Source organism: Actinoplanes sp. NPDC051343, assembly GCF_044455125.1.
In the GTDB taxonomy this organism is placed as follows: Bacteria; Actinomycetota; Actinomycetes; order Mycobacteriales; family Micromonosporaceae; genus Actinoplanes.
Window position 1 is genome coordinate 12,735 of sequence record NZ_JBITEL010000016.1, and the last position, 22,571, is coordinate 35,305.

The 22,571-nt window shown below is 71.7% G+C and carries 20 protein-coding genes and 1 pseudogene; 11 read left to right on the top strand and 10 right to left on the bottom strand.

Going from position 1 to position 22,571, the window contains the following annotated elements; genetic code table 11:
- The first annotated feature begins 39 nt into the window (after positions 1-39).
- Positions 40-1,641 (top strand): GGDEF domain-containing protein, encoded by a 1,602-nt coding sequence (locus tag ACIA5C_RS39855; RefSeq protein ID WP_396064708.1) that lies wholly within the window; start codon positions 40-42, stop codon positions 1,639-1,641.
- Positions 1,642-1,671: 30 nt separating this feature from the next.
- Here the strand turns inward: ACIA5C_RS39855 and ACIA5C_RS39860 are convergent, their stop codons facing one another.
- On the bottom strand, positions 1,672-1,917 hold the full coding sequence (locus ACIA5C_RS39860; protein WP_396064710.1) for a hypothetical protein: 246 nt from the start codon (positions 1,915-1,917) through the stop codon (positions 1,672-1,674).
- Complete coding sequence (locus ACIA5C_RS39865) at positions 1,914-2,405, bottom strand: SDR family NAD(P)-dependent oxidoreductase (RefSeq protein ID WP_396064712.1); 492 nt, start codon at positions 2,403-2,405, stop codon at positions 1,914-1,916. Before ACIA5C_RS39865 ends, ACIA5C_RS39860 begins: the two co-directional genes overlap by 4 nt.
- A 224-nt stretch (positions 2,406-2,629) precedes the next feature.
- Here ACIA5C_RS39865 and ACIA5C_RS39870 point away from each other — a divergent pair, with 224 nt between their 5' ends.
- The 4 genes from ACIA5C_RS39870 to ACIA5C_RS39885 all read left to right on the top strand — a co-directional run bounded on the left by ACIA5C_RS39870 (position 2,630) and on the right by ACIA5C_RS39885 (position 5,399).
- On the top strand, positions 2,630-3,529 hold the full coding sequence (locus tag ACIA5C_RS39870) for an HAD family hydrolase (protein WP_396064714.1): 900 nt from the start codon (positions 2,630-2,632) through the stop codon (positions 3,527-3,529).
- 8 nt (positions 3,530-3,537) lie between these two features.
- Positions 3,538-4,221, top strand: a complete 684-nt coding sequence (locus ACIA5C_RS39875) for a hypothetical protein (RefSeq protein ID WP_396064716.1) — start codon at positions 3,538-3,540, stop codon at positions 4,219-4,221.
- A gap of 654 nt (positions 4,222-4,875) precedes the next feature.
- Positions 4,876-5,151 carry a type II toxin-antitoxin system Phd/YefM family antitoxin gene (locus tag ACIA5C_RS39880; RefSeq protein WP_396064718.1) on the top strand — a complete coding sequence of 92 codons (276 nt, stop codon included), beginning with the start codon at positions 4,876-4,878 and terminating at the stop codon, positions 5,149-5,151.
- Positions 5,148-5,399, top strand: coding sequence for a Txe/YoeB family addiction module toxin (locus tag ACIA5C_RS39885; protein WP_396064720.1), 252 nt, complete (start codon positions 5,148-5,150; stop codon positions 5,397-5,399). The genes ACIA5C_RS39880 and ACIA5C_RS39885 overlap by 4 nt, the downstream gene beginning before the upstream one ends.
- Positions 5,400-5,440: 41 nt before the next feature.
- Here the strand turns inward: ACIA5C_RS39885 and ACIA5C_RS39890 are convergent, their stop codons facing one another.
- The 8 genes from ACIA5C_RS39890 to ACIA5C_RS39925 are packed head-to-tail and all read right to left on the bottom strand — an operon-like array spanning position 5,441 to position 16,324.
- Complete coding sequence (locus tag ACIA5C_RS39890) at positions 5,441-7,429, bottom strand: response regulator (RefSeq protein ID WP_396064722.1); 1,989 nt, start codon at positions 7,427-7,429, stop codon at positions 5,441-5,443.
- Positions 7,426-8,484: a chemotaxis-specific protein-glutamate methyltransferase CheB gene (gene cheB, locus ACIA5C_RS39895; RefSeq protein WP_396064723.1), complete on the bottom strand. Its 1,059-nt coding sequence runs from the start codon at positions 8,482-8,484 to the stop codon at positions 7,426-7,428. Before cheB ends, ACIA5C_RS39890 begins: the two co-directional genes overlap by 4 nt.
- Positions 8,481-10,547, bottom strand: a complete 2,067-nt coding sequence (locus ACIA5C_RS39900) for a response regulator (RefSeq protein ID WP_396064726.1) — start codon at positions 10,545-10,547, stop codon at positions 8,481-8,483. Before ACIA5C_RS39900 ends, cheB begins: the two co-directional genes overlap by 4 nt.
- Complete coding sequence (locus ACIA5C_RS39905) at positions 10,547-12,016, bottom strand: methyl-accepting chemotaxis protein (RefSeq protein WP_396064728.1); 1,470 nt, start codon at positions 12,014-12,016, stop codon at positions 10,547-10,549. The genes ACIA5C_RS39900 and ACIA5C_RS39905 overlap by 1 nt, the downstream gene beginning before the upstream one ends.
- Entirely contained in the window at positions 12,013-12,612 is a 600-nt protein-coding gene (locus tag ACIA5C_RS39910; RefSeq protein ID WP_396064730.1) for a chemotaxis protein CheW, read from the bottom strand. The genes ACIA5C_RS39905 and ACIA5C_RS39910 overlap by 4 nt, the downstream gene beginning before the upstream one ends.
- A 5-nt stretch (positions 12,613-12,617) precedes the next feature.
- Positions 12,618-14,006 carry a CheR family methyltransferase gene (locus ACIA5C_RS39915; RefSeq protein WP_396064732.1) on the bottom strand — a complete coding sequence of 463 codons (1,389 nt, stop codon included), beginning with the start codon at positions 14,004-14,006 and terminating at the stop codon, positions 12,618-12,620.
- Positions 14,003-14,479 (bottom strand): chemotaxis protein CheW, encoded by a 477-nt coding sequence (locus tag ACIA5C_RS39920; RefSeq protein WP_396064735.1) that lies wholly within the window; start codon positions 14,477-14,479, stop codon positions 14,003-14,005. Before ACIA5C_RS39920 ends, ACIA5C_RS39915 begins: the two co-directional genes overlap by 4 nt.
- A 45-nt stretch (positions 14,480-14,524) precedes the next feature.
- The gene (locus ACIA5C_RS39925; protein WP_396064737.1) at positions 14,525-16,324 is read right to left on the bottom strand and encodes an acyltransferase family protein; all 1,800 of its coding nucleotides are present in this window, start codon (positions 16,322-16,324) and stop codon (positions 14,525-14,527) included.
- A 189-nt stretch (positions 16,325-16,513) separates the two neighbouring features.
- Between ACIA5C_RS39925 and ACIA5C_RS39930 the strand changes: the two genes are divergently transcribed.
- The 6 genes and pseudogenes from ACIA5C_RS39930 to ACIA5C_RS39955 all read left to right on the top strand — a co-directional run bounded on the left by ACIA5C_RS39930 (position 16,514) and on the right by ACIA5C_RS39955 (position 22,531).
- Positions 16,514-17,650 carry a CAP domain-containing protein gene (locus ACIA5C_RS39930; RefSeq protein WP_396064739.1) on the top strand — a complete coding sequence of 379 codons (1,137 nt, stop codon included), beginning with the start codon at positions 16,514-16,516 and terminating at the stop codon, positions 17,648-17,650.
- A 72-nt stretch (positions 17,651-17,722) separates the two neighbouring features.
- Positions 17,723-18,415, top strand: a complete 693-nt coding sequence (locus ACIA5C_RS39935; protein WP_396064742.1) for a L,D-transpeptidase family protein — start codon at positions 17,723-17,725, stop codon at positions 18,413-18,415.
- 23 nt (positions 18,416-18,438) lie between these two features.
- The gene (locus tag ACIA5C_RS39940; protein ID WP_396064744.1) at positions 18,439-19,767 is read left to right on the top strand and encodes an efflux RND transporter periplasmic adaptor subunit; all 1,329 of its coding nucleotides are present in this window, start codon (positions 18,439-18,441) and stop codon (positions 19,765-19,767) included.
- Positions 19,764-20,420, top strand: a pseudogene (locus ACIA5C_RS39945) (ABC transporter ATP-binding protein); the annotation flags it as partial. The gene ACIA5C_RS39940 and the pseudogene ACIA5C_RS39945, both read left to right, overlap by 4 nt.
- Positions 20,420-21,604 carry an ABC transporter permease gene (locus tag ACIA5C_RS39950; RefSeq protein WP_396064747.1) on the top strand — a complete coding sequence of 395 codons (1,185 nt, stop codon included), beginning with the start codon at positions 20,420-20,422 and terminating at the stop codon, positions 21,602-21,604. The pseudogene ACIA5C_RS39945 and the gene ACIA5C_RS39950, both read left to right, overlap by 1 nt.
- A gap of 51 nt (positions 21,605-21,655) precedes the next feature.
- The gene (locus tag ACIA5C_RS39955) at positions 21,656-22,531 is read left to right on the top strand and encodes an EamA family transporter (protein ID WP_396064749.1); all 876 of its coding nucleotides are present in this window, start codon (positions 21,656-21,658) and stop codon (positions 22,529-22,531) included.
- Positions 22,532-22,571: the final 40 nt, after the last annotated feature.

The window sequence follows — 22,571 nt, forward strand, 5'->3', positions numbered from 1 at the left end:
GAGACACGCGGCGACGCGGATCACGAGAGAGGTGGCTCCGTGCCGAGTGCCGGCTTCCTGGACGACGCCCATGCGGCGGGCATTCAGCGGGCCTACGACCTGATCGGCCTGGCCCAGGGCCAGAACGTGGACGCCGAGATCGGCGCGGCCGAGGACGAAGCGGCCGCGCGCGGGTGGACCGACGTCCGGCTGCTGCTCAAGTGGGCCCGCACCATGGCCGCCCGGGACACCGGGCTCGACAACGCCGAATATCTGCGGGCCATGCTCGACCTGGCCGAGACCACCGGCGAAACGTCGTTGCTGGCCCTCGCGCTGGCCACGGCGGCCGCCCGGCGTAACAACCTGAAGCGTGCCCTGGACGTGACCGAGTCCACGGCCACCCCGCTGGTGCGCGCCGTAGCGCTTCTCGACGAGCGGAGCGGCCCGGTGGTGCACCGCGCGGCCGCCCTGATCGAGGTCGGCGTCGCCGCGCAGGAGCTGGGCTTCTGGGAGCTGGCCGTCGAGTACTACGACCGGGCCGAGCAGGACCTGGACGGCGCCGACGATCCGCGCCTGGCCGACACCGTCGTCCTGCAGCGGCGGGTCCTCAGCTACAACCGGGCCGAGGTGGTGCTCGACTGGGCGAGCGCCCAGGCCATGATCGGCAGCTGGGACGCGGCCGCGGGGAACGCCGGGGCGGCGCTGGCCGGCGGCCTCGCCGCCATCGACGGGGGCTGGCCGCCGAGCTGGGAAATGGAGCACCGCGCCCACCTCTACCTGCTGGCCGCCCTGGCCGGGAGATCCCCGGCCGGCGAGGCGGAGTTCGCCCTGCCGGCGGACGAGGTCAGCACGGGTGTCTCGTCCGCCGCGGTCGTCGCGCTCGGCGAGTGCATCGGCGCCGCCCGCTCCGCCGACACCGCCGGGGCGGCCCGGCTCGCCGTGGGTCTGGCCGGCCGTCTTGGCTGGGCCACCCCGCAGGGCACCCGGCTGCTCTGCATGAGCATCGCCGCCCGGCAGCCGGCGACACCGGCCGCGGCGGCCGCGTACGCCGACGAACTGGCCCTCCTGCGCTGGAACGCCCGGCTCGACCAGGTGGCCGGCCTGCGGGACGCGATCGACGTCGAACGCCGGCGCCGCGACCACGAACAGCTCCGCCAGCAGGTCCTGGTCGACGAGCTGACCGGGCTGGCGAACCGGAGGGGCTACCGCGCCTATCTCAGCGCGCTGCTGGCGCCCGGGGCCAACCCGGACGCGCCGGAGGAGTACGCCGTCATGATGGTCGACGTCGACCACTTCAAGCAGGTGAACGACAGGTTCGGCCACGACGTCGGCGACCTCGTCCTGACGCGGATCTCTGAGGTGCTGGCCGCGCACATACGGTCGATGGACCTCGCCGCGCGGCTGGGCGGCGACGAGTTCGTCGTGGTGCTCACGGGCGGCGCCCCCGACCACCCGGAGAAGCGTGCGCAGGAGATCCTCGACGCGGTCCGCGAGCAGGCCTGGGACGAACTGGCCCCCGGCCTCACCGTCTCGATCAGCATCGGTGTGCACCGCGGCGGGGTCCAGGACCTGCCGACCCTGCTGACCGAGGCCGACCGCAACCTCTACCACGCAAAGAACAACGGCCGGGGCCGGGTCGCCGCGACCAGCTTCCACGCCTGACGGTGACTGCCTCCGGCCGGGCGGCCGGGTCTACCGGCTGGGCACGAGCCGAGGATTCGCCGGGTAGTGCGGCCGGAGGTCGGCGGCGACCAACCGGTCCAGCAGCTGGTCGGGGAGGCGGGGGAGCCGGGTCATGATCGCGGCGTCCCGGCCGATCGTGTAACGGATCCGGGGGTGCCGGTCGGTCACGGCCCGGGCGATGATCCGGGCCGCCCGCTCGGCGGTCACGCCCGCCTCGGTGAAGGCCTGCGTGTGCGACACGAACGCCTGCATCATCGGCCCGTAGCGTTCGTGCTTCCGGGGTCATCCGGGCGGCCGGCCGGTGGGCAGTGGCGATGCCGCGACCGGACATCTCGGTCTTGACGCCGCCGGGCTCGACCACGATCACCTGTACGCCGAGTGGCGCCACTCCCGGCAGAGGCGTCGCTCATCGCCTCCAGCGCGAACTTGCTGCCCGCGTACGCCCCGTAGCCGGCCATCGCCACCTTGCCGCCCACCGAGCTGATGTTGACGATCCGCCCCTTGTCGCGCAGCAGCGCGGGCAGGAACGCCTGGGTGACGGCCACGTGGCCGAACAGGTTCACCTCGAAGGACCGCCGCCGCTCGCTGAGCGGCAGAACCTCCACCGGTGCGTTGGCCGCGATGCCGGCGCCGCGGATGGCGTCGGCATCGCTCTCGCGGCGTACGCCGGCCAGGACGTGGAAGCGGCGGCGGGCCAGGTCCCGCGCGGTGGCCGCGCCCATGCCGACCGACGCGCCCGTCACAATTCGACTCGACCGTCACGTTCCCGCCCTGGCGATTCCGGCCGCTCCGGCGTCCACCCTGCGCGCCGGCTACCTATTCGACCACCTCGGCGCCGATGACGGTGAGCTACCGGACGACCCGCAACGTCAAGCGCTGCTGCAGTGAAGTAGTCCGACGGCCGGATACGTGGAGACTGCTACACCTCAGGTCCGATGTGTCACACCCGGTCATTAACGTGAGACTCATGACCTCCCAGACGGGTAAGAAGATCTTGATAACCGACCTGGACAACACGCTCTGGGACTGGTTTGACGCCTGGTACCGGTCCTTTTCGGCGATGCTGGCGCAGCTCACGGAGACCAGCGGCGTCCCTCAAGAGGTACTCGAGCGAGAGATCCGAGCAATCCATCAGGAGCGCGGTACAACGGAGTACTCCTGGTTGATCGGTGAGATTCCTGTGCTCATCGACACGGCTGCGCCTGCCGACCCGGCGGTGGTCTACGACGACGCAGTGCACGTCCTCAACTCCCAGCGGAGGGCGACTACCCGGCTTTATCCAGGCGTCAAAGAAGGCCTGATGAAGCTGAGGCGACTCGACGTGCGCATCGTGGCGTACACCGAATCGGTCGCCTATTGGAGCGAATGGCGAATACGGCACACGGGACTGGACGGAATCATAGACGTCCTTTACTCAGCACCCGATCACGATCTCCCGGCGGGGCGTGGCATCGGGGACTTACGGATGCTTCCGCCCACCGAATACGGCCTCAAGCGAACGCGGCACAACCACATCCCGCGTGGCGTGCTGAAGCCGAACGCGCGCGTCCTGCAGTCCATCCTGGACGAGCAGGGCTTTCACCCCGAGGAGGCCGTATACCTCGGCGACAGTCTGATGAAGGACATCGCCATGGCGCAGCAGGCGGGGGTCATGGACGTCTACGCGAAGTACGGCGAGTCGCAGAGCCGAGCGGGCTACGACCTGTTGCGTCGGGTATCCCATTGGTCCGACGCTGACGTCGCCCGGGAGCGCGAGATCGCACAGTCCATCGACATTGTCGTTCCCACGGTGACCTGTCAACGCTTGTTCGGGGAAGTGCTCCCGCTGTTCGAACGGACGCTCGATCGCGACCACGTCAAGGGGTGATCCCGAGCATGTCGACCACGCCGACGCCGCGCGATTCCGAGGCGGCTCAGAGGAACAACCCCGGTCCGCCACCGGTCGATCCGCGGACGGAGCTGACCCTGGCCGAGCAGGTAGGTCATTACGTCGACATGTGGAAGAAGTCGGTCGACGTCCAGCAACATTTCAACGACATCGAGTGGCGTATCCGTGGTTTGGCGCTGACCGTTGCGACCTTCGCCATCGGCGCGGCCGGCGTGGCAGCCAAGGACGGCACCAAGGTCGGCCAGGTCAGTCTGGGAACGCTGGTTCTGCTGGTCGGACTGATCCTCTGGTACGCGTTCTACTTCGTGGACCGCGTCTGGTATCACCCCTTGCTTCAGGCCACCGTCGCGCACGGCATGCAGATCGAGAACGAGATCAAAAAACATCTGCCGCAGGCGGGGATGACCGCCACGATCAAGGCTAGAAGCCCGCAGAGCGTCGGAAAGATCGTCCGTTTCGTGAGCCGCCGGGCGACCATGCATTCGGAGGAGAAGCTCAACTGGTTCTATGGGATCGGCGCGGCCGCAATCTTGTCTTCTGCCCTTGCCCTCCAGATCGGCGTGTGGCTCGATGCTGGAACGTCGGGGAAACCCCAGCGGGTGGACGTGCGAATCATGGAGATACCCACTTCCCCGGCTCCCGCGACCAAGCCGGCTCCGTCCAGAAGCTGACGCGGGGTGATCCGCTGCTCTTCAGGTGCCTGGTAATCGCCGGTGCCGGGGATTCGGCGGTGATGTCGACAGGGCGCAGGATCGGTCCGGCGGGCGGTGCCAGATGTGCTTCTGCAACTGGGATCGCTACCTCGTGGACGCCTTCGCGGGTCGGGCGCAGGACGAGCTGGCGCTCGAGGCGGTCTTGTGCGCGTTCTGCGCCGTCGAAAGTGTCGTCGCGATCTTCGTTGCCGATGACGAGGACGTCGATATCCCCAGGTTCCGGCCATATACGTCGCGTGGACCGAAGGCGACGAGCACCAGGTCGCGCAGCGGACGGTAGGCAAGGCTCGCGTTGTTGGCGGTGAGGAGCTGGGTGCGTCGGATGCGCCAGGGTGATCGGGACCCAAGGCCGATCGCCCGTGACACCCTGGAGGTCCGCTCGCCGAGAGCTGGCGCGCGCAGCGTGACACCCGGTGGTGCGTGAGGCGCTCGCCGCGGCCAAGCCGCCCCGGCCTGAAGCCGAGTGCGCCGGCGAGTCGTCGGATGATCTCGGCCTCGGTCACGTCGGTCATCCGGGGGCAAGCGACCGCGGCCTGTTCGGTGCCCTCGCGTCGGCGTCAATCGTCGCGTCGTGCTGGTACCGTGTTGTGGTACGAGTCTAGGAGGTGTGCTGTGGCACTGTCGGCCAGTGAGGCGCGGAAGCGGCTTTTCCCGTTGATCGAGCAGGTCAACGACGACGAAGAGGCGGTGGAGATCGTCTCGAAGTCTGGCACTGCCTTCCTCGTGCCTGAGCATTTGTGGCGCTCGTTGGTGGAGACGCGGTACCTGCTCAGGTCGCCGGCGAACGCGCGGCGGCTGCTGGACAGCGTAGCCAGGGTCGAGGCCGGGGAGTTCGAGCAGCGCGATCTGATCTCTGATCCGGAGGAGATGGGGCGTCAAGCCTCGTGAACGTCGCATTCGACAAGACCGGCTGGGAGGACTACACCTCCTGGGCGGGTGAGCCGAAGACGCTTCGCCGGATCAATCGGATGATTGAGGAAGCTCTGCGCGACCCTGGGCAGGGGATCGGGAAACCGGAGCGGCTGACCGAAAACCTCAGCGGCTGTTGGTCGCGGCGGATTACCGACGAGCATCGGCTCGTCTACACCGTGCGCGGCGAGAACCTGATCGTCGTTCAGGCTCGCTACCACTACTGAGTAAGGTTCGCTCGGGGCTGGACCGGCGTCCGACAGCGGGATCAGCCGTCGCGGCGGGGCTGGGTGCGCCGCTCGGTGGGGACCGGGGTGGCCGGGGGGAGCGTGAACCAGAAGGTGGCGCCGCGGCCGTCCTCGCCCTCGGCCCAGATCTCGCCGCCGTGCCGCTCGACCGCCCGGTGCACCGTGGTCAGCCCGATGCCGGTGCCCGGGAAGTCCTGCGCGTTGTGCAGCCGGGCGAACGGCCGGAACAGCTCGCCCGCCTTGCCGGCCGGGAAGCCGGCGCCGTTGTCGCGTACGAAGAACTTGCCGGCCTCGGTGCCGATGGTGATCACCGGGTGGGCGATCTTGCCGGTGAACTTGACCGCGTTGTTGATCAGATTTTCCAGGATCACCCGGACCAGGCCCTCGTCGGCGTCGGCGGTCATGCCCTCGGCGACGGTGAAATTGACGGACCGGTCGGGATAGCGGGCCTCGACCTCGCCGATCACCTGCACCGTGGTCGCCGACAGGTCGACGACGGACCGGCGCAGCTCGCCCCGGCTGGCCCGGGCCAGGATCAGCAGCGACTCGACCAGGTCGGCCATCCGGCCGGCGGCGTTCTTGATCCGGCCCAGCCGGCGTTTCGCCTCGGCGCTCAGCGGGTCCTCCTCGTCGTCGAGCATGTGCTCGGCGAAGCTGCTGATCACCTGCAGCGGGCCGCGCAGGTCGTGCGAGACCGAGCCGGAGAACGCCTCCAGCTCCCGGTTGCGCCACTCCAGCTCCTCGACCAGCGCCGCCCGGGTCTCGGCCAGCTGCCGGGCCGCCCGCTCCTCGGCCGCGTCGAGCTCGCGCCGCATCAGCTCCTCGCGGATCCGGCGGCTCTCGTCGTGCGACTGCTTGCGCCGGATCTGGGTGCGTACGTGGGCCCGCAGCGCCTCCGCCCCCGAGCTGGCCCGCACGTAGTCGTCGGCCCCGGCGGCCAGGCAGGCCAGCATGTCGTCGTCGGCCTCGCCGGTCATCACCACCGGGGTCTCGCCGATCACCGGCACCTCCTTGATGCGGCGGCAGGCGTCCCGGCCGATGTCGCCGTCCAGTCCCTGCCCGAGCACGATGCAGTCGACCGGCTGCTCGGCCAGCAGGTCCAGGGCGTCGTTGGCGTCGGCGACCGGCACCACGTCGTACCCCTCGCTGCGCAGAGCGGTGGCGAGCCCGGAAAGCCGTTCCCGGTCCGGGGTGAGGGCCAGCACCTTGCTCGGGCCGTGCAGGCTGCCGGTGACCTCGATCGGCAGCTGCTCGGCGCTCTGCCGGAGCACGGCGTTGAGCTTGGCCGGCACGATCGCCAGGTTCTGCTGCTTGCGGACGAACGCGTCGGCGCCGGCATCCAGCATCTGCAGTTCGGTGGCGTAGTCGTCGGCCGCGGTCATCAGGATGCACGGGGTGTCGCGCAGCGCCGGGTCGAGGCGGATCCGGCGGATCACGGTGGCGCCGTCGATGCCCGGCATCACGCCGTCGACGATGACCGCGGCCGGGCGCCGGTCGGCCGCCATCCGCAGGCCCTCCTCGCCGCTCGGCGCGGTCAGCACGGCGTACCCCTCGCCTTCGAGCAGTTCGCGCAGCTGCTCGCGGAAGGTCATGCTGTCGTCGACGACCAGGACCGTGGTGCGGTCGGTGCGCCGGTACGGCCCCTCGCCGAGCAACTGGCGGCAGCGGGCCACCACATAGCCGGCGTCGTACGGCTTCCCGACGTATTCGTCGGCGCCGATCCGCAGGCCGGCCAGCCGGTCGGCCACGTCGTCCTCACTGGACAGCAGCACGGTCACCACGTCCTTGCGGGTCGGCATGCCGCGCAGTTCGGTGAGCAGCTCCAGGCCGTCGGCGTCGGGCAGCAGCACGTCGAGCACGGCCACGTCGAAGGCGGCCGAGGTGAAGGCGGCGCGGGCCTGTTCGCCGCTCGCGCAGAGCACGGTCGCGAAGCCGTCCGCCTCGAACGCCTCGTGCAAGTTCATCCGGACGGTCAGGCTGTCGTCGACGATGAGTACGGAGCTGGTCATCGCCGGCCCCCGGCGAACTGCAGTTCGGCCACCCGGGCGGCGATTCTCGCCGGGGGCAGGATGTACGCCGCGGCACCGAGCAGGGCCGCCTCCCGTGGCATCCCGTAGACGACGCAGCTCGCCTCGTCCTGCGCGAACGTGACCGCGCCCCGGGCCCGCATCCGCAGCAGGCCGTCCGCGCCGTCGCGGCCCATCCCGGTCAGCAGTACCCCGGTGCCGGCCGCGGCGTACTCGGCCGCCACCGACTCGAACAGCACGTCGACCGAGGGCCGGCAGGAGTGCCGGGGCGGCGCGTCGCTGAGCCGCAGCACGCCGTCGCGTACCGCCAGGTGCCGGTCGGGCGGGGCGAGCACGACCTTGCCGCGCAACGACCGTACGAGGGTGCCGTCCCTCGCGTACGCCACGTCCCGCCCGGTCTGGCCGGCCAGCCAGTCGGAGAACGCCACCGCGAACGGCTCGCTGGCCGCGATGTGCTGCACGCAGAGCACCGGCGGCCCGAACCCGGGCGGCAGCGCCCGCAGCAGCTCGGTCAGCGCCCCCGGGCCGCCGGTCGACGCCCCGACCGCCACCACCGCGGCCGGCGTGCCGTCGTCGATCGGCCGGGGCGGTGGAGCGGGCGGGGCGGAGGAGCGGCCGTCGAGCCGGGCCCGCGGGTGGGTGATCACCCGGATCCGGGAGACCAGCCGCACGGCCGAGCACAGCCGCCGGGCCCAGTCGGCGTCCGAGCCGTCCCCACGCGGCTTCTCCAACACGTCGACCGCCCCCGCCGCGAGTGCGTTGTACGTGCTGAACAGCTCCTGCCGGTCGGCCGACGAGACGACCAGGATCGGCGTGGGGTGCTCGGCCATGATGTGCTCGGTGGCGACCAGCCCGCTCATCGTCGGCAGCATCATGTCCATCGTCACGACGTCCGGGCGCAGCCGGCCGACCAGCTCGACCGCGGCGCCGCCGTCGGTCGCCTCGCCGACCACCTCGAGTTCGGGGTCGGTGGACAGCGACTGGCGCAGGTGATGGCGCATCGTCGCGGAGTCCTCCACGAGCAGCACACGGATCATGAGTGGATCAGCCTCCGGATGTGGCCGAGGAGTTCCTCCTGGTCGAACTCGCCCTTGACCACGTACGCGCCGGCGCCCACGTCGGCGCCCCGGCGCCGGTCCTCGGCGCTCGACCGGGAGCTGACCAGGATGGCCGGCACGCCGGCGAGCGCCGGGTCGGCCCGGGTCTCGGCGACGAACGTGAAGCCGTCGATGCCCGGCATGTCGATGTCGGTGAGGAACAGGCCGTAGTCGCGGGACCGGGCCATCTCCAGGCCCTCCTCGCCGGAGGCGGCCAGGTCGACCTCGTAGCCGGCCGACTCGAGGATGCTGCGCTCGAGCATCCGGGTGGTCAGCGAGTCGTCGACGACCAGGATCGGCAGCGGCGGCGCGGCGGCCACCGGTCCGCCGTCGGCCGTCGCGTAGCCGCGCCGGGCCTCGGCGACCAGCCCGTGCGGGTCGAGCACCAGACGCGGGTTGCCGTCGAGGTCGATCGCCACACTGCCGATCACCGGGGCGGCCGGGGCGAGATCGGGCAGCGGCCGGGCGACCAGCGTGCTGGTGCCGGCCAGCCGGTCGACGCCGACCGCGACCGTGACGTCGTCGGCGCTGACCACGACCGCCACGGTCGGCCCCGCCGCGGTGTCCGGCACCACCGAGCCGGCGTAGAGGGTGCGGGCAAGCGGCAGGAACGGGATGACCTGGTCGTCGTGGGCCAGCCGTCCGGTGGTCGCGGCGATCACGGCTTCCTCCGGGGTGAGCCGCACGCATCGGCGGACCACCTCGAGCGGCACCGTGGCGACGGTCGGCCCGGCCTCGACGACCAGGCCGTTCATGCTCAGCAGCGTCAGCGGCACGGTCAGCTCGACCGTGCTGCCACCGCCCGGTTCGCTGCGGATCGTGAGCTCGCCGCTCAGCTGGTCGGCGACGTCCCGGACCACGTCCATCCCGATGCCGCGGCCGGCCACCTCGGTCACCGCGGGCGAGGTGCTGATGCCGCCCCGCAGCACCAGGTCGAACAGCCGCGCCGGCTCCGGGTCGGGGTCGCCGGGTGCGAGCAGGCCGCGCTCTCTGGCCGTACGCAGGAGCGCGGCCAGATCGAACCCGCGCCCGTCGTCGGTGCAGCGGATGATCGCGTACCGCCCCCGGCGCTCGACCGAGACGCTCACCGTGCCCTCGGCGGGTTTCCCGGCCGCGAGCCGGACCTCGGCCGGCTCGATCCCGTGCACCACCGCGTTGCGCACCGCGTGCAGGAACGCCCCGCTGATCTGGTTGAGCAGGTGCGGGCCCATCCGCACCTCGGCGCCCGAGGCGATGAACCGCACCCGCTTGCCCTCGGCGTCGGCCGCGTCCCGCACCGCCCGATGCAATGCGGTGAAGATCGTTCCGGCGCTGACCAGCCGCAGCCCCTCGGCCCGCCCGCGCACCTCGTCGAGTTCCCGCTCGATCTGGTCGATCGCGTCGGTCAGCCGCCGGCCCAGCGCCCCCAGTTCCCCGGCGAGGCGTTGCACCTGAGCCCGCCCGGCCGGTTCGCTCAGCGCGGTCCGGCGGATGCGCAGCTGGTCGGCCAGGGTCTCGGCCGAGCGCTGCAGGCGGCTCATCGCGCGGCTGCCGTCCCGCAGCGGCGCGATCCGGGCGTTCGCCTCACCGATCGCGTCCAGCAGCTCGTCGAGGTCGGCGGTCGCGGCCCGCGGCGGAGCCGGTTCCTCCTGCCTCGGCTGTTGCGGCGCGTCCGGCGCCACCGCCTCGGCCGGCGGCGGCGCCGGCTCCACCTCCAGCGCCGAGACGTACGCCGCGATCTGGTCGTTCAACCGCAGCAGCTCGCGCATCTCGTCGGCCGGCAGAGCCTCGCCCTGCCCCCGGTGCGGGACCAGCACCTCCTCGAACTCGTGCGCCCGGTCCGCGATGTCCTGCTGCTTGACCACCCGGGCCGCGCCCTTGAGCGTGTGCGCGAACCGCAGCAGCCGGTTGACCAGGTCGGCGCCCGGCTGCTGATCCAGGTCGAGGACCCCGGCGCTGATCTGGTCGACCAGCTCGCGCGCCTCCAGCCGGAAATAGCGCAGCGGGTCGCGGCCCTCGACCATCAGTGTTTCCCGCTGCCGACCAGGTCCAGCAGATCGCCGGACAGCGTGCTCAGGTGGGCCGCGGTCTGCTTGGTCTGCACCGCGCTGGCCTCGGTCTCGCGGGTCACCCGGGCGGTGTCCGAGGCGGCCACATTGACCTGCTCGACCGCCGTGGTCTGCTGCTTGGTCGACAGTTCGATCTCGCGGGTGGCGTCGCTGGTGGTGGTCACCAGCTGGGCGATCCGGCGGAACGAGTTGGTGGCGTCGTCGAACTGCCGGGAGCCCGCGTCGACCGCCTTCGCGCCGATCTCGGTCGCCATCACGGTGGTGTTGACCGCGCCCCGGACGTCCTCGATGAGCGCCCGGATCTCCTTGGCGGACCCGGCCGTACGGTCGGCCAGCTTGCGGATCTCCTCGGCGACCACCGCGAACCGGCGCCCCCACTCGCCCGCGCCGCTCGCCTCGATGGTCGCGTTGATGGCCAGGATGTTGGTCTGCTCGGCCAGCTCGGACACCAGGTCGACGACCCCGCCGATCTGCTGCGACTTCTCGCCCAGGGCCAGCATGTGCTGCACGATCTGGTCGACCTGGGTGCGGATCGCGGTGATCGACGTGCGCGTCTGGTCGATGGTCGAATCACCCGAGCGGGCCGCGTCGGCCGTCTCCTCGGCGACCTTCGACACCCGCTGCGCGCTGTCCGCGATCTGCCGCGAGGTGATCAGCAACTCGGAGATGGTCGTGGTGATCTCGCTCATCGCGCTGGCCTGGTCGCGCCCGCCCGACGCCTGCTGCGCCGCGGCGGCCTCGAGCTGGGCCGACGAGCTCTGGATGTGCCCGACCGCGGTGCCCACCTCGCGCCGCAGGTCGCGGCTGAGCCGCCACGAGATCCAGGCCCCGGCGCCCAGCGCCAGCAGGCCCAGCACGATGATGGCGATGACCGCGACGGTGGCCCGCGCCGACGCGTGCGCACGGTCCAGGTCGACGATCTGGCCGACCCGCTTGACCAGCGCGGCGGTCGAGTCCTGCAGTTCCTGCCGGGCCGGGGCCACGCTCTTGGCGTTGAGCTGGGCGATATCGGTCAGGAACTTGATCTGCTTGCGTCGTTCGATGACCGGCGTGAGGAGTGCCGCGTGGGACGCCTCGGCGGTGCTGACCCGTTCCAGCAGGGCCCGGGCGCGCTGATCGGTGAGCTGGGCCCGCAGCCCGACGACCTGGCTGAGGAACGCTGTCCGGTCACCGTTGGTCAGGTCCAGGTACTGCTGCTGTCCGTTGAGCAGGAAGGCCCGGTAGTCGCTGATCCGGGCCTCCATCGTCGTCTGCAGCCGCAGCGCGCCGGCCAGGTTGTCGGTCGCCGTCGCGATCACCTTGTTGTTGCTGTTGACCACGTACGCCAGCGCACCTACCGAGGTCACCGCGATCACCACGGTCAGCAGCAGGGTCAGGCCGAACCCGGCCGCGAGCTTCTTGCCAAAGGTGCGTCCGGCCATCATCGTGCGATCTCCTCGGAGGTGGCGGGCCCGCGCCCGGTGAATTCGGGTCCGGTGAGTTCGTGCCCGGCGAGCGTGTGGACCAGGATTCGGGCCGCCGGCACGTCCACGATCGGGCGCGTGTCGCCGCCCAGGGTGACCATGCCCCGCAGGCAGCCGCCGCCGTCGGTCGACGCCTCGGCGACGATCGCGTCGGCGGGCACGCGTACATGCCCGTCGAGCTCGTGGAAGGCGAGCGCGAGCATCGGCGTGCCGGCGGCCAGCACCAGCCAGCGCGGGCGGCCGGTGCCCGGGTGCCCGAGCAGGGCGGCCAGGTCGTAGACCGCCACCACGGTGCCGGCGAAACCGGCCAGCCCGAGCAGGGCCGGCTGCGGTCCGGGCAACGGGGTCACCGGGCGGTCCGGGTGCAGACCTGCGGTCTGCGAGAGCCGGAGCGCGTACGGGCGTCCGCCCGCCCCGACCGCGAGCAGTTCCACGTGTTCGACGTCGTGGCGCCGGGCCGGCTCGGCGAACGACCGGTCGAAGTCGCCGCGCAGCCGGTGGATCCGGCCGCCGACGTTGAGCAGTGGTTCGGCGCTGACCGTCGGAGCCACCCCCATACGCCTCACCGGTGGGCCTCGCAGGCCTCGAGCTCGGAGCGGCACAGCATGGTCAGCGACATCCGCCCGAACCCGCCGCCGAACAGTGTGATCCGCTCCGACTGCTCCTGCGGCAGCAGCCCGAGGGCGCGTTCCAGGTCGGCCGTCGCGGGCCGGTCCTCGCCGCGGCGCCGGGCGAGCTGGCCGAGCCGCAGCCGGGCCAGCGCGAACTCCGGGTCGAGGAACGCGGCCAGCCGGTACTGCGCGATTGCGTCGTCCACCGCGTGGCCGCCCTCCAGACAGAGCGCGAGCAGCTGGTGGGCGTCCGCGTTCAGTCCGTCGACCTCGACCAGCGCGCGGGCCACGGTCGCCGCCTCGTCGATCCGGCCGGTCTGCACCAGCAGCACCCCGAGCAGCAGCGTGTCCCGGTGCCGGGGCGTGCTGGGCAGTCGCGAGGTCATCAGCTCCAGCGCGTCGGCGAACCGGTCCGCCTGCAGCAGCCCGATCGCCCGGTTGTACGCGTCCTCCTGCGTCACCGGCAGCGCCGGGCGGTGCGGCTCGGGCGGCGGTGCCGGCCGGGGGAGCGGGGGCGGGCTGACCTGCAGGGTGGGCCGCCGGTAGTAGAAGGTCTGGTGGTCGTGCTGCGGTTCGAGGCCCTCCGGGCGGCTGCCGAGCGAATCGGTGTGCCCGAGGAACAGGTAGCCGCCGGGCACGAGAGCCTCGGTCATCCGCCGGGTCAGCGCGGTCGCGACCGTGCGGGTCAGATACATCAGCAGGTTCCGGCAGAAGATCACGTCGTACTGGCCCGGCATCCACAGGTCGCCGTCGTCGCCGGCCACGTTGTGCCGCGCGAACCGGACCAGCGCGCGAATCTCGTCGTCGACCCGGAAACTGCCGTCGTCGGCGTGGAACCAGCGTCCGCGTACCTCCGGAGGCGTCTCCCGAAGTGACCAGCTGGAATACCGCGCCGCCGCGGCCTTGCGCAGCATGGCCGGATTGGCATCGATGCCGGTCACCGAGACCAGCCAGTCGGGGCCCGGCCGGCCCTCGCGGGCGGCGATCGCCAGCGAGTACGCCTCCTCGCCGGACGAGCAGGCGACCGAAAGGAATCGCAGCACCTTGCGCCCGTCGCGGGCCCGGATCCGGTCCGGCAGGACGGTCTGGCGCAGCGCCCGGAACTGCTCGCCGTGCCGGAAGAAGTAGGTCTCGGTGATGCTGAGCCGTTCGGCCAGCTCGACGACCTCGGCCTCCCAGCGGCCGCCGGCGAGCCGGTCCAGGTAGTCCTTGCGGCCCATCCCGGCGGTGGCGGCGCGCTCGCCGAGCACGATGTCGAGCTGTGCGACGTCCTTGTCGTCGAAGGCCCAGCCCAGCCACCGCGAGAGCAGCTCCCGGAACTCGACGATCCCGCTGTTCATCGTGCGTCCGCGGCGGCGGCCGCTTCCCACACGTCGTCGGGCACCGCCCGCATGCTCTGCAGCAGCAGCAACGGCTCGGCGCCGAACGTGCCGATGCCGGCGACCAGCCGATGCGAGCCGCCGAGCAGCGCCGGGTGGGCCTCGACCGGCCCGGCGTCGGTGTCGCGGATGCCGAGCACGGTGCCGGTGGCCAGGGCGACCGGGCCGCGCCCGGTGCCGACCGCGACGAAGCGTTCGACGTCGCCGGTTGCGCCGGTGAGCAGCCGGGCGACGTCGATCACGTGCGTGGGGACGCCCCGGAGCACGCTGACTCCGCGCACGAAGGCGGGGGTGCCGGCCAGCGGGCGCGTCTCGAGCGGGCGCATAGTTTCGATAACTTCGTCCAGGGGGAGTGCGCAGAGCAGCGTCCCGGCCCGGAAGACGAGCGCGGTCACGGCGCCCCCGGGGACCGTCAGCTGTCCGTACTGCCGCACCTCGCCAGACTAGCGGCGCTTATCTGGACAAATCGCGAAATTACCTCACTCGGGGTTTGAATCTGAAAAACCGTTTCGCTGCTGCCGGAACCAGTCCGGCACCCCACCACCGCGACCGCCGCCGAGCCGGGCCGGGGGCCAGTCGGAGGGCGGCGCGTCGAGATCCCGGGCGTCACCGGGCGCGGCATGCCGTCCGGCACCCCGCGAGCCGCCGAATTGATCAGTCCCACCGCCGGGTTCGGTCGTGTTGCCGGGTTGGTGAGTCGCGCCGCCGAACGCCGGGCCCTCGACGAACGGGCGTGTCGCGCCTTCGGGGCCAGTGGCGTCGAGCGGATGAATTGCGCCGCCCGGATCTGTGGCGCTGCGTGGGCGCATTGCGCCGCTGGGCTCGTTGTCGCCGAATGGGCGGGTGGCGCTGTCGGGATCGCTGCTGCCGCCCACGGGTTGGATGGCGTCGGGGCCGGCCGGGAGGGGGAGCGGACCGGTGCCGCCGGGCGGGCGGATCGGAGTCGTTGTGCCGGGTTCGCTGAGCCGGAGCGGGCCGGTGCCGTCGCCGGGGACGCCCTCGATCGCCGGGACGTCGGCCGCCCACGGGACCGAGCGCGGGGCCGAGCGGCGGAACTGCTCGCGGTGCATCGCGGCGGCGGCCGAGGTGTGACCGGCCGACCGGTCGGCGAAATCGGGACCTTCGGGCCGGGCGGCCATGCCGCCGCCGATCGGGTACGCCCCGACGAGCGCGGGCACGGCCTCCTCCGGCGGCACCTCGGCCCGGCGCAGGGTCGGCGCCGCGGTCGGCCACAGGCGCGGCCGCCGCCGGGCCGCCAGGTCCTCGACCCAGCCGAAGGCCAGCACCGCCAGCAGCGTCAGCACCATCGCCGCGGTCAGGTCGACCGGGCCGTCCAGGCCGTGGCCGATGTCGTCGAACGTCACGCCGCCCAGCGCGATCAGGCCGAGCACCGGCCAGACCGCGGTGATGGCCAGGTTGTGCCAGAGGTAGATGGTGACCGCGCGAGCGTTCAGCAGGGTGACCAGGCGGTCGAGCGGCCGTACGCGGGGCAGCCAGGTCATCGACGGCTCCCAGCGCAGCGCGAGCAGCACGAACGCGATCGACCACAGCGCCTGTGACTCCGGGACGTCGTTGAGGTCCCAATGCTCCTCACCCTGGTGGCCGTTCTGCCAGTAGAGCGCGACCAGGCCGAGCACCAGCACGAGGAAGACCAGGGTGCGGGGCCCGATCCGGCGGATGCGGCCGTCGTGGTGGGCGAAGCCGGCGATCCAGCAGGCGCCGTAGGTTACGAAGTCCCACATCGCCGCGTCCGCGGTGTCGGGCAGCGAGAAGCCGGTCTTGTCGAGCACGGCGATCGCGACGATCGGGGCGGCCACCGCCAGCCAGCCGATCTTGCGGTAGACGAGCCACATCAGCGGCGAGAGCAGCAGGAACCAGACGTACGCCCGGATGTACCAGAGCGGGTCCCAGAGGTCGGCCGCGCGGTCGCTGCCCGGCGGGTCGCCCAGCGGGAAGATCCAGAACGCGAGGTGCCAGAGGTGGCCGGTGTCGAACGGGTGCTCGCCGTTGTGTTCGCTCGCCCAGCCGGCGGCCAGCATCGCGGGCACCGCGATCAGGCCGAGCAGCCAGAGCGGGGGCAGGAGCCGGCGGAGGCGGGAGAAGACGACCTTGCGGGCCGGTCGCTTCTCCAGCGAGGCGGCGGCCAGCGACCCGGCCAGCGCGAACATCACGCCCATGGCCGGGAGCAGGAGGGAGAGCCACGGCCAGCCGAAGAGGTGGTAGACGATCACACGTACGATCGCCGCGGCTCGGAGCAGGTCCAGATAGCGGTTGCGCACCGCGAAAACGTAGCGATGGTGCCCGATGTTGGGGGACCTCCATCGAGTCGGCAAGACGGTCTTCGCGGATTACCCCGAACGAATGAACTGTCCGTTTTGTCTGTGCGGTTGTGCGACTTCCATGATCGTTACGTTCGCCTCTTTGCCCAGTTCACGCGCCGAAAGCAGTGATCGGCGCCGTGCCGGGGAGTGACGCGCCCTCGGCTCGGCGGTTGCCGCGGCCGGAGTGTGACGTTGACCCCTGGCGAGGGCGCCCGGACCGGCCGGGCGGCGACCGAGCCGAAAAGGGATCGCAGCGGTATGCGGCATAAGGGATCACGGCGTGTGCGGCGGCGTAAGCCTGTGGTGGTGGTGGCAATGGTGGCGGCGGGGCTGCTGGTCGTGGGTGGCGTCGCGGCCACCCGGGCCGGGGCGGAGGAGACGCCACAATGGCCGGACGTACCCGGGTTCTCGCTCTCCGACCTGCCGGGGTTCTCGGGATTCGGCGGCGACTCCGGTTCGGGTGATGCCGGTTCGATTGATGCCCCTTCGAGCGGTGCCGGTTCGGGCGACTCCGAGCGGCCGGCCGACGGTTCCGGCGATGATTTCGGCGGCGCAGGCAACGGCGACGGGTCGGGCGAGGGATTCAGCGACGGCGACGGCGATGATTCCGGCGCGGACCTTTCCGGAACCGACGAGGCACCGTCGGCGAATCGGGCGCCGGTGGTACGGCACCAGTCCGATTCGGGGAACGGTGACGATTCGACGGGGCACGATCGATCAGACTCCGTGGCCGGTTCGGCGCACGCCGTACAGGAAAAGCCCGCTCCGCAGAAAGCCGCCGCCGTCCGGGTGAAGCCCCGCCCGGCGATGATCCGTCAGGATGCCGGAGGCAGCCTGATCGCCGAGGCCAAGCAGAATGTGACCGCGGCCGATATCTCCGAGAGTCCGTCGGCGCCGACGCAGCAGCAGATCCTGGCGCTCATCAATGGGAATCGGCGGGCGCACGGCTGCCGGAGCGTGACGCTGGACCGGCGGCTGATCGAGGCGGCGAACCGGCACGCGGCCGATATGGCGCGGCACGACTATTTCGCGCACGAGTCCCGCAACGGTGACGGGGCGGGCGACCGGGTGACCGGGGCCGGATACAACTGGCGGCATTACGGGGAAAACATCGCTCGCGGCGTGGACAGCGCCTATGAGGTGGTCGACGGGTGGATGCACAGCCCGGAGCACCGGCACAACATTCTCGATTGCAGTCTCGACCAGATGGGCGTCGGGCTGGCGATCGCGGGCGATCAGAAACGCACCGTCTACTGGGTGCAGGATTTCGCCACCCCGATGTGATCTCCCTCCTCAACTGCGGACCGTGGCCGCCGATCTCTCTCGGCGGTCACGTCGGCAGTTGAGGAGAGAAACGTGGGAGCAAAGCGCGCGGCCGCTTTGGCACTTCTGGTCGGCAGCGGTCTCGGTGCGCTCGCACTGGCTCCGGCGTCCGCCTCGGCGGCGCCCTCGGTCAGTTGCGGCACGACCGCCTATCAGAAGCAGGTCGAGGGCTATCTGGCCAAGCTGGGCGGATACGGCCCGGTGACGGTCGACGGAAAACAGTCGGCCGGCGATTGTGCCGCCGTCAAGAAGTTCCAGGCCCGTTTCGGCATCAAGCCGGGCAACGGTTCGGCCGACGCGACCACCTACGACGTGGGCAAGCGTCTCACCGCGACCAGCACTGGCGCCTGCAACGCGAAGAAGAGCGGCATCACCTTCTGTGTCGACCTCACGCACCAGACGACCTGGGTGATGAAGGACGGCAAGGTCTATCGACCGCCGACTATCACCCGGACCGGCAAGAAGGGCTACGCGACCCCGGCCGGCACCTTCACCGTCAACAAGCGCACCAGGAAGGAATGGTCGGATCCCTATCACGTCTGGCTGCCCTACTGGCAGCGGTTCATCGGCGGCCGCGGATTCCACCAGACCACGACCTACATCCATGACAAGTCGATCGGGTCGCACGGCTGCGTCAACCTGCTGCCGGTCGACGCCCAGGCCTACTGGGGCATCGGCAAGCTCGGCATGACGGTCAAGGTATTCGGCCGCCGCCCGGGAACCTGATCCCCGCGACATAGAGTGGCGTCGTGTTGCGACGTCCTTTCCGTGTGCTGGCCGCGGCTCCGGTGGTGCTACTGGTGGTCTCCGCTGCCTCCTGTGACAGCGGACCCACGGGCATCAACGTCGGCTCGGCCGGCCGGGGCACCGTCGACGAGATCGTCGAGGCGTCCGGTTCGGTCACCGCCCGGGCCGCGGCGACACTGAGCGCCCCGGCCGGTGGCACCCTGGCCGCGTTGCGGGTCGAGGCCGGCCAGCGCGTGACCAAGGGCCAGGTCGTGGCCGTGATCGACGCGCCCGACGTCGAGGCCCGCGAGAAGGCGGCGGCCGAGGCCCTCGACCAGGCCGACCGCGGCGGCGGGGTCCCGACCGGCGGCACCGCGGGCTTCACGGCCGCCCGCATGCGCACCGACAAGCAGGCCCGGTCGGCCTTCGGCGACGCCCGCACCGCGGCGGCCAAGATCACGGATCCGACCCTGCGGGCGGCGCTGCTCAAGCAGGTCGACGCGGCTCAGAAGCAATATTCGGCGGCCTCCGACGCGGCCGGCGACGCCCTGCGATCGGTGCAGCGCGGCGTGGCGTCGCTCGGCGACGCGGTGGGCGCGCTCTCGTCGGCGCAGAAGCTGCAGGCCCGGCAGGCCTACGACCTGGCCTCGGCGGCGGTGGACGCGCTCACCCTCCGCGCCCCGGTCGACGGGGTCGTCCAGCTGGGCGGCACATCGGCCGGCGCCGCGTCCCCGTCCTCCCTGAGCTCCCTCCTCGCCGCCGGCACCGCGCCCGCTGCCTCCGGCGCCCTTCCGGGCGTCGACACGGCCGTGCCGGCCGGGGCCTACGTGGCCGCCGGCACCCCGATCGCCACGATCGTCGACACCGACCGGCTGGGCCTCTCGGCCGAGGTCGACGAGACCGACGTGCTGCTGGTCAAGCCGGGCGGGAAGGCCAGCGTCGAGTTCGACGCGGTCACCGGGGCGACCTACCAGGCGACCGTACGCTCGATCGACCTGCTGCCGACCACCTCGGCGACCGGCGGCGTCTCCTACCGGGTGCGGCTCGACCTGGGCAAGGGCGCCGGCGACGACGGGGTTGCCGCGCCGACCCCGCGGCCCGGCATGAGCGCCGTCGTCCGCCTGCAGGTCCGCCAGGCCACCGACGCCACCACGGTCCCGGTCTCCGCCGTGATCAGCTCGGACGGGAAGGACACCGTCTGGGCGGTCCGCGACGGCCACTACCAGCAGGTCCCGGTCACCATCGGCGTGCAGGGCGAGGACGTCGTGCAGGTGACCGGTGGCGTCACACCCGGACAGCGGATCGTGGTCTCCGGCGCCGACCGCGTCCACCAGGGCGACAAGGCGTCATGATCGTCGCGACCGACATCGCCCGCTCGTACGACCTCGACGGCGTCACCGTGGCCGCCCTGCGCGGCGTCTCGCTCACCATCGCCGAAGGCGACTACGTGGCGATCGTCGGCACCAGCGGCTCCGGCAAGTCGACGCTCATGCACCTGCTGGGAGCGCTCGACCGGCCGACCAGCGGCACGCTGCTGATCGACGGCCGGGACGTGTCGACGCTCGGCCCGGCCGAGATGGCCAAGTTGCGCAACGAGACCATCGGCTTCGTCTTCCAGTCGTTCCACCTGCTGCCGCGCACGACGGCCCGCGACAACGTCGCCCTCCCGCTGGTCTATCGGGGGACCGGCCGCCGGGAGCGCCGCGAGCGCGCGGCCACCATGCTCGAACGGGTCGGGCTCGCCCACCGCATCGACCACCGGCCCAACCAGATGTCCGGCGGCGAGCAGCAGCGGGTCGCCATCGCCCGGGCCCTGATCACGTCCCCGGCGGTGCTGCTGGCCGACGAGCCGACCGGCAACCTCGACTCGACCACCGGGCAGCAGGTGCTGACCCTGCTCGAGTCGCTCAACGCCGAGGGCGTGGCCGTGGTGCTGGTGACCCACGACCGGGACGTGGCCGCCCGGGCCCGCCGCCAGATCGTCATGAAGGACGGCGTGATCCTGTGAGACTCGCCGAGGCCTGGCGTGTCGCCCTGGACGCCCTGCGGGCCAACCGGCTGCGCAGCATCCTCACCATGCTCGGCGTGGTGATCGGCGTCGGCGCGGTCGTCGCGCTGGTCTCCATCGGCACCGGCACCAAGCAGCTGATCGAACGCCAGGTCGAGGGCCTCGGCTCCAACCTGCTGATCGTCGTGCCGGGACGCCTGGAGGCGGGAGCCGCGCCGACCGCCTCGCCGCTGACCCTGGACGACGTCGACGCGGTCGACCGGGTGGTGGGGGACCGGTCGCGGGTCGCGGTCACGATCAGCTCGGGAGAGACCGTACGCGCCGGCGACAAGTCGGCCTTCGCCAGCATGCAGGGCGTCCTCGAGAACACCCCGCAGGTCTTCGTCCGCAGCCTCGACCGCGGCTCCTACCTCACCCGCACCGACGTCACCACCGCCCGCCGGGTCGCCGTGCTCGGCGCCGGTGTGGCCAACACGCTGTTCCCGGACACCGACCCGATCGGGCACCAGGTCACCATCGGCGGCGTCCGGTTCCGGGTGATCGGCACCTTCACGCCGCTCGGCCAGAGCCTCGGCGTCGACCGGGACAGCGAGGTGCACATCCCGGTCACCGCCGCCCAGCGGCTGCTCGGCACCAGCCGGATCGACGGCCTGGCGATCAAGGCACCGGACCGGGACACCATCGACCAGCTGGGCTCCTCGGTGGTCGCCACCCTGGTCAAACGGCACCCGGACACCGACTTCAGCGCGGTCACCCAGCAGCAGATCCTCGGGGTGCTCGGGCAGATCCTCGGCGTACTGACCGGGGTGCTGGCCGCGATCGCCGGCATCAGCCTGCTCGTCGGCGGCGTCGGGGTCTCCAACATCATGCTGGTCTCGGTGCGCGAGCGGACCAAGGAGATAGGTCTGCGCAAGGCGGTCGGCGCCCGGCCGCGCGACATCGGCGTCCAGTTCCTGCTCGAGGCCGTCCTGCTCACCACCATCGGCGGCGTGATCGGCATGGCGCTGGGCATCACCGCGGCGGTCGTCGTCGACCGGTTGTCGCCCGTACCGGCCGCGGTCACCTGGTGGGCCCTCGCGCTCGCCTTCGGCGTCTCGGCCGCGGTCGGCATCCTCTTCGGGGTCATCCCGGCTCAGCGCGCCGGGCGCCTCGACCCGGTCGTCGCTCTGCGGACGGAGTGAGGCCGCCCACGTCGTCTGGTAACGGGTGGACGGCCGGGAGAGGCTGACACCATGAGAGTGCCCGCGCCCCTGCTCGTCCTCGCCTCGATCACCTCCGTGCAGGTGGGCAGTGCGATCGCGCGGCACCTCTTCGACGACCTCGGCGCCTCCGGCGTGACCCTGCTCCGGCTGGTGCTCTCGGCGGTGATCCTCGGCCTGATCACCCGGCCGCGGCTGCGGTCCTGGAGCAGGCAGGCGTGGCAGGCGGCGATCGTGCTCGGCATCGTGATGTCCGCGATGAACCAGATCTTCTACCTGTCGCTGAAGACGGTCCCGCTCGGCACCGCGGTGACCGTCGAGTTCCTCGGCCCGCTGCTGCTCGCCCTCGCTCAGACCCGGCGCTGGATCGACGTGCTGTGGGCGCTGCTCGCCGGGTCCGGCGTTGCACTCCTCGGCCTGCACGGCGGCTCGTCCGCCCCAGTGGGTGGCCTGCTTCTCGCGTTCATCGCCGGCATCTGCTGGGCCGGCTACATCGTGTGCAGCGCGCGTCTCGGTGGCATCGTCCCGGGCACCGGCGGCCTGACCGTCTCGCTGGCCGTCGCCTCCCTGATCGCGTTGCCGTTCGGGGCGAACGGGGCGAGCGCGGTCGTACACCGCCCGGTCCTGCTGCTCGCCGCGGCCGGGGTCGCGCTGCTCTCGTCGGTCATCTCGTACGGGCTCGAGATCAATGCGCTGAGGCGCATCCCGACCCGGGTTTTCGGGATCCTGATGAGTCTCGAACCGGCGGCCGCCGCGATTGCCGGGCTCCTCCTGCTCGGCCAGCGCCTGCCGATGGTGGGTGTGGTCGCGCTCGTGCTGGTGACCCTGGCCAGCGCCGGGGTCACGCTGGCCCGGCGGGAGCGGGAGCGGGAAGCGACGCCGGCCGAGGTGATCAGGGAGCCGGTCTAGAACCCTCAGGTGCCCCGGGCGGTCGCCGAATTTTGTAGGT

Excerpts from the sequence above, each read along its gene's own strand:
- ACIA5C_RS39860 (WP_396064710.1), bottom strand. The coding sequence starts at position 1,917 with ATGATGCAGGCGTTCGTGTCGCACACGCAGGCCTTCACCGAGGCGGGC.
- ACIA5C_RS39870 (WP_396064714.1), top strand. The coding sequence starts at position 2,630 with ATGACCTCCCAGACGGGTAAGAAGATCTTGATAACCGACCTGGACAAC.
- ACIA5C_RS39875 (WP_396064716.1), top strand. The coding sequence starts at position 3,538 with ATGTCGACCACGCCGACGCCGCGCGATTCCGAGGCGGCTCAGAGGAAC.
- ACIA5C_RS39890 (WP_396064722.1), bottom strand. The coding sequence starts at position 7,429 with ATGACCAGCTCCGTACTCATCGTCGACGACAGCCTGACCGTCCGGATG.
- cheB (WP_396064723.1), bottom strand. The coding sequence starts at position 8,484 with ATGATCCGTGTGCTGCTCGTGGAGGACTCCGCGACGATGCGCCATCAC.
- ACIA5C_RS39900 (WP_396064726.1), bottom strand. The coding sequence starts at position 10,547 with ATGGTCGAGGGCCGCGACCCGCTGCGCTATTTCCGGCTGGAGGCGCGC.
- ACIA5C_RS39905 (WP_396064728.1), bottom strand. The coding sequence starts at position 12,016 with ATGATGGCCGGACGCACCTTTGGCAAGAAGCTCGCGGCCGGGTTCGGC.
- ACIA5C_RS39910 (WP_396064730.1), bottom strand. The coding sequence starts at position 12,612 with ATGGGGGTGGCTCCGACGGTCAGCGCCGAACCACTGCTCAACGTCGGC.
- ACIA5C_RS39915 (WP_396064732.1), bottom strand. The coding sequence starts at position 14,006 with ATGAACAGCGGGATCGTCGAGTTCCGGGAGCTGCTCTCGCGGTGGCTG.
- ACIA5C_RS39955 (WP_396064749.1), top strand. The coding sequence starts at position 21,656 with ATGAGAGTGCCCGCGCCCCTGCTCGTCCTCGCCTCGATCACCTCCGTG.